The organism is Helicobacter sp. UBA3407 (assembly GCF_949747025.1).
Classification (GTDB): Bacteria; Campylobacterota; Campylobacteria; order Campylobacterales; family Helicobacteraceae; genus Helicobacter_D; species Helicobacter_D ganmani.
In genome coordinates, this window is sequence record NZ_CATKCB010000112.1 from 1 (window position 1) to 3,230 (window position 3,230).

A 3,230-nucleotide genomic window follows, 5' to 3' on the forward strand; every position below is an offset into this window, starting at 1 on the left:
ATTCCTTTATTGTCGTTTCTTTTTTATCGTGCAAAATGCCCTTACTGCCTTGCTAAGATTCCATTTTATTATTTTTTCAGCGAAATATTAGGTGGAATCTTAGCAATCTTTTGCTATGTTTGGCTTGGCATTTTTGGGATAATTCTTTTTTGGCTTTTGCTGTGTTTTTATGTTTTAAGCGTTATAGATTGGCATTTTTTAGAGATTCCAGATAGTTTAAACTTCCTTAATCTAGCACTTGGAGTGAGCTATGGTATAGGAGAGTTACCTGCAAATTTACTTGGTATAGCTTGGGCAGAATCTTTACTCTTTGCTTTTTGCTTTATGGGGATTGCAAGTTTTTTACGGCTTTTTGTGGGCAGTTTCACCCGCAAAGAAGTCTTGGGAGAAGGAGATATTATTGTTTTTGGCACACTAGGGTCGGCACTTGGTGGAAATGGAATCTTAGCAATCTTTTTTGGAGCAAGCTTCGCACTTTTTGTTCTACTAATCCTTAAATACTTTCCCAACATCAACTCATTAGCCCTTGCGATTCCTTTTGTGCCTTTTTTGTTCTTGGGATTTTTTCTCACTCTTTTATGCCAGTTTTTTCAAATTCTTTAAAAGATTCCATTTTTCCCTTTCTAACTTTCAACGCAGTTTTACAAAAATCAACTTACAATAACAGCGCAAAAATTAAAAATTTTAAGGAAAATTATGCAAATTAGAATTTATTATGAAGACACAGATTGCGGTGGAATCGTTTATCATACAAACTATTTAAAATATTGCGAACGTGCAAGAAGTGAAGCATTTTTCAAAGCCAAAATTACGCCCTTGCAAGACAACATCGGATTTGTCGTCAAAGAAATGCAAATCCACTTCCACCATCCAGCAAAACTTGGAGATTTATTAGAAGTGCAAACGCAAATTTTGGAGCAAAAATCTGCTTCTGTGAATCTTTTGCAAACAATCTATCTTGCAAATCCAAAGATTCCTACCAAAATTTTTTCTGCTACAATTACACTTGTTTGTATGGATTCTCAATCCCAAAAAATTACTAGAATCCCCTTGTGGGCGCAAGAAGTATTTAACACTCTACAATAAGGAAAATAATGGAACAAGAACAAAAAATTCAATATCCTTGCGCTTGGCATTATCGTATCATTGGGAATAGCAAAGAGGAATTATATTTGACTGCGCTTGAGCTGATAGATAAAGAGTTTATCTACTCACCCGCCAAAGAAAGTAGCAAGGGCAAATACCACAGCATTAATATAGAAGTTGTTGTCTCTAGTCAAGAGGAACGTGATGCAATCTTTGCAAAACTACATCACGATGCAAGGATTAAGTTTGTTCTCTAAAGCAATCTTTCTTAGTGTTGTCTTAAGTTCTCAAATCCTACTTTACGCGGAATCTCTTTCTGAAATTCCTCTTATTTTTGATTCCAAAGCTGCGACAAAATGTTTATTGCAACATTATAATATGTTAGAAAGCAAGGAACAAAATAGTATAAACTTCCGCGACAATCAAACACTCACTTGGAATCTTACGCCTAATAATATTACTCCTTTGACAGAGGCTTTGCAAACACAAAAACTAATAGATTCTTTTGTGTTTCCTTATCCATTAGGAAGTTTCGCTAAAAAACCTTATGAAGATAGTTCTAGGATTCGTGATGTATTATTTTTTTCTACGATTTATGGGGCAAACGAAGCGGAAGTCAAACAACATTTAAAACCTCTCGTGTGGCTAGATGATACCGAAATACTTTTCAACACTCAAAATGGTGCTTATGACGCATTAAAGCGCGTCAAAAACCGCTTAGAAAACCTCATTGAATCCAACCCCATCCTTAAAACTTATTTACAAAATATCGGGGGAACTTTTAAATGGCGCAAAATCGCTAACTCTCAAAATCTAAGTGCGCATAGTTTTGGAATCGCAATAGATATTAATGTTGCCCATTCGCGTTATTGGTTATGGGACTTAAAAAAGCACGCACTTAGCACTTCGCAATCTGTCGCTACGATTCCATTAGAAATTATTGAAGCGTTTGAAAGTGAAAATTTTATTTGGGGCGGACGCTGGTGGCATTATGATACGATGCATTTTGAATATCGCCCGGAGATTTTATGTTATACTCAAAGCCTTTGGGATTCCAAACAATAACCTTTTAAAATCCCCGCAATTAATAAAAGTCTAATTTGCTACTTTTTTAAGACATTTTTCGCAAACCACATAAAGCAACATATCGTGCCCCACAGGCTTGGCATTGTAAGAATTTGTAACTTCTACTTGCAATCTTTCAATTTCATTGTTACAAAACTCCTCAATATTGCCACATTCTACACAAATAATATGGTCGTGGTGCAAACCGCTTGCAATTTCATAACGCTTTCCGCTTTTATCCACTTCAATGGAATTGATAAATCCCTCTTTTTCAAGAAACGAAAGAATGCGATAAATAGAAGAAATACTTGCGTTAGTGCAGGTTTTACGAATGATTGCAAAAATATCCTCTGGACTTAAATGCCCACCATCATCATAAAGTGCTTTGAGTATAAATTCGCGTTGTTTAGAATTTTTGAGATTATTTTTTTTAATAGATAAATGCAATCTATCTAAAATTGTTTTAAGAGATTCTTTATATTTTTTCATTATGAAATCCTTGCGTTTTTAAGATATTATATAATTTAAAACTTTTTAATTGTAGCAAAATATTGTAAAATAAATCAAATATAAAGTAAGAATCATTTTTATATTATATTAAGTTGATATTAATTATCATTTTATGAAATAAATTCTGATTAAAAAATTTATTATTTTTAAGGAGTAAATGATGTCCGTTTTAGTGATTGGTGGTGATGAAATTACGCCCATTAAAGCTGTTTTAAAAAACTTAGGTTGTGAATCTATTACACATTGGGACGGCAGGCGAGAAAGTATTAACCACAAGGATTTGCCCCAAAATATTGGTTGCCTTGTAATGCTTACGAACTTTTTAAATCACAATACAATGCGAAAATTTCGCACAGAAGCTAAAAAGAAAGATATTCCTGTCATCTGTGCTAAACGAAGTGTAAGTTGTCTCTATTGTGAATTTATGAAAACATTTGGCAATGAAAATTGCCCTTATGGGAGCTTTTAATTTTAATTTAAATTTAAATTTTATAAAATTATTCCTAAATTATATTTTATTTTAATTTAAGGATAAGAATGCTACCTGCCCTCCTTGAACCTCTTGGCAA

6 protein-coding genes are annotated in these 3,230 nt (G+C 33.4%); 5 read left to right on the forward strand and 1 reads right to left on the reverse strand.

Annotation, left to right across the window (positions count from 1 at the left end):
- The 4 genes from Q1553_RS03465 to Q1553_RS03480 form a co-directional block, all read left to right on the forward strand.
- Positions 1–603: A24 family peptidase (locus Q1553_RS03465; protein WP_300842756.1), on the forward strand; the 603-nt coding region annotated here is incomplete at its 5' end.
- Between the two features lie 93 nt (positions 604–696).
- Positions 697–1,086, forward strand: a complete 390-nt coding sequence (locus Q1553_RS03470) for a YbgC/FadM family acyl-CoA thioesterase (protein ID WP_181881627.1) — start codon at positions 697–699, stop codon at positions 1,084–1,086.
- Between the two features lie 8 nt (positions 1,087–1,094).
- Entirely contained in the window at positions 1,095–1,343 is a 249-nt protein-coding gene (locus Q1553_RS03475) for a DUF493 domain-containing protein (protein WP_115551524.1), read from the forward strand.
- Positions 1,333–2,151, forward strand: coding sequence for a M15 family metallopeptidase (locus Q1553_RS03480; protein WP_300691376.1), 819 nt, complete (start codon positions 1,333–1,335; stop codon positions 2,149–2,151). Before Q1553_RS03475 ends, Q1553_RS03480 begins: the two co-directional genes overlap by 11 nt.
- Before the next feature lie 30 nt (positions 2,152–2,181).
- Here the strand turns inward: Q1553_RS03480 and Q1553_RS03485 are convergent, their stop codons facing one another.
- On the reverse strand, positions 2,182–2,640 hold the full coding sequence (locus Q1553_RS03485; protein ID WP_115551526.1) for a Fur family transcriptional regulator: 459 nt from the start codon (positions 2,638–2,640) through the stop codon (positions 2,182–2,184).
- Between the two features lie 181 nt (positions 2,641–2,821).
- Between Q1553_RS03485 and Q1553_RS03490 the strand changes: the two genes are divergently transcribed.
- Positions 2,822–3,130, forward strand: coding sequence for a DUF2325 domain-containing protein (locus Q1553_RS03490; RefSeq protein ID WP_115551527.1), 309 nt, complete (start codon positions 2,822–2,824; stop codon positions 3,128–3,130).
- Positions 3,131–3,230: the final 100 nt, after the last annotated feature.